Source organism: Kitasatospora sp. NPDC091257, assembly GCF_044757675.1.
Classification (GTDB): Bacteria; Actinomycetota; Actinomycetes; order Streptomycetales; family Streptomycetaceae; genus Kitasatospora; species Kitasatospora lactacystinica.
In genome coordinates, this window is the sequence record NZ_JBIVVI010001315.1 from 1 (window position 1) to 2,379 (window position 2,379).

At 72.9% G+C, this 2,379-nt stretch carries 2 protein-coding genes; both read right to left on the reverse strand.

From position 1 onward, the window contains the following. Nucleotides 1-108 precede the first annotated feature (108 nt). Nucleotides 109-921, reverse strand: a complete 813-nt coding sequence (locus tag ACIQOV_RS37715) for a hemerythrin domain-containing protein (protein WP_401055294.1) — start codon at nucleotides 919-921, stop codon at nucleotides 109-111. Nucleotides 922-1,222: 301 nt separating this feature from the next. Continuing rightward, nucleotides 1,223-2,278 (reverse strand): alpha/beta hydrolase, encoded by a 1,056-nt coding sequence (locus tag ACIQOV_RS37720; RefSeq protein WP_401055295.1) that lies wholly within the window; start codon nucleotides 2,276-2,278, stop codon nucleotides 1,223-1,225. Between the last annotated feature and the right edge of the window lie 101 nt (nucleotides 2,279-2,379).

Sequence of the window (2,379 nt, forward strand, 5' to 3'; positions counted from 1 at the left end):
GGAGTTGAGATCTCCCCCGCACTGGGGACCGGCTCGGCATATGCCGCGGTCCCCTGCCTCCGGCTCATGCCACGCGCGTAGATCAAGGGCCCGCGAAGAGCCCCGGAGTCAGTCCGCGATGCGCCCCAGTCCGTCGAGGCCGAGGCCGGCGCCGGCGGCCGGAGCGTCCGGCGGGCCCCACAGCGGCGAGGTGCAGCGCTGGTAGGTCGCGTGCCAGTGCGGCCAGTTGCGGGCCACGTCGTCGTCGCACTCGGCCAGCAGCCGCTCGACCAGTTCGGGCTCCACGCCCTCCAGGAGCCAGGCCAGCGCGTCCGCCGTGCCGGGGCCGTCGGCCAGGCGCAGCAGGTCCAGCAGCTCGCCCAGCCCGCCGAGCCGGGAGCCGTCGGCGATCACCCGCTCCATCCGGGGCAGCAACTGCCGCTCCTCGATCCGCAGGTGGGTCTCCAGCCGGGCCGCGAGGTCCTCCATCGCGTACGCGACCGGCCAGGCGCTGCCGGTGTCCCGGCTGGCGATCCGCACCAGCGTGGTGACCCGGGTGAAGGAGTGGTCCAGGTTGTGGTGGTCGTCCTCCAGCCAGTTGAGCAGCAGCCGCAGCTCGGGCGCGAAGCGGCGCACGATCGGCCACAGCCGGGTGTCCTGCTGCTCGTGGTGGCAGGTGAGCATCGCGGTGATGAAGTTCCAGTGCCGCAGCAGGGCCTCGCCCTTGTCGTCCTCGTCGGGCTGGAGCAGCCGCAGCGCGTTGGGCAGCCGGGCGAGGTCCCGGCGCAGCGCGGCGTGCACCAGGCGGAGCCCGGAGAACCGCAGGACGGCCGGCTCGTCGGCCGCGGCCCGTCCGTACGCGTCCGCGCCCAGCGAGGCGGCTCCGGACTCGCCCTGCGCGGGCACGGTGGGGACGGGCTGGGGCACCAGGTGGATCGGCATGGCACTCTCTTCACGGCTTGGGGCACGGCGGGTGGTGGCGGCCGGTGGAGGACCGCCCCAGCCAAGGTGCTCGCAGTCGATCAGAAGCGAATCAATGTCCGATTGACGCGCAGGTCACGGGCCTGCGGACGGGCGGCGCAACCTGCTCGGCGCCGCCGGAAAGCAGGACCGCCGGCGTCGGGAGCGCGAACGCGTCCCGGCACCGGCGGTACGGGTGAGAGCAGTGCGGCAGTCCGAGCAGTCCGAGCGGCACAGGCAGCGCGGGCCGTGCGGGCAGCGCGGGCAGCCGAAGGGCGGGCCCTCAGTCGGCCGCCGGCCCCGCCAGGTGGGCGGAGAGCCACACCAGGGTGTCCGGGATCATCTTCTTGAAGTCCGAGGTCAGGTGCTTGCCACCGGGCTGCTCGTGGTACTGGAGGGTCACCGGCGGGACCGCCTTGTCCACCCAGGTCTTGACCACCTTGGTCTCGTACGGGTTGGCGCCGCCCGCGGTCACCAGCATGCTCACGTCGGCCTTGCCCTGGGCGACCAGCACGTCCGGGTTGTTGGCGGCCCGCTCCGCGTCGTGGCCCTTCCACAGCCCCGAGTCCGGGATGAAGTAGCCGTCGATCGGCACCGCGGCCTTGTAGACCTGCGGGTACTGGAGGGCGAGCTTGGCACTGCAGAAGCCGCCGGTGGAGGCCCCCATCACGCCCCAGCCGTCGCGGCCCTTCACGGTGCGGAAGTTGGCGCGGACGAAGTCCGGGAGGTCCTCGGCCATCCAGGTGGCCATCTTGGGCTGGCCCGGGATGTCGGAGCAGTCCAGCGCGTTCTTCTCGTCGCTGTTGAAGTTCTGCACCGGCATGATCATGATGAACGGGTGGGACTTGCCCTCCTTGACCAGCCGCTCGTTCTCCTCCTGGATCGGCAGCTGGTTGTCGGTCCAGGTGTTGTAGCCGTTGCTCTGGCCGCCCGCGAACAGGGTCAGCACCGGGAAGCCGGTCTTGGCGAACTTGGGGTCGTTGTACTCGGGCGGCAGCCAGACCCAGACCTGGCCGGTGACGCCGGACTTGGCGCCGGTCACCTTGGTCATCATGATCGGGCCGGCGCCGGTGTCCCGGACCTTGGTGAGGGCGGCGGCGGGCCCGGTGGGCATCAGCACCTTGCCGGAGGAGGCCGCGGTGGCGGTGCCGGTCGCGGCCGGACTGGTGCCGCCGGCGCTCGGGCTGCCCGCCGAGCTGCTGCCGCCGGCCGGGGTGGCGTTCTTGGCACTGTCCCCCTTCCCACCGCCGGAACTCCCGCAGGCCGCGAGCGAGGCGGCCAGGGCGAGCACGGCGGCGCCGGACAGGACGGCGCGGGAACGGGACGACTGCCTAAGCACGGTGAGGACTCTCCGACCGATGTCGCGCCCGGTCCGTCTGACCGGGCGGCGGCCCCCCGGTGGGGCCGGACAGACCGGGGGCACAGCGCTGGCGCGTCCCC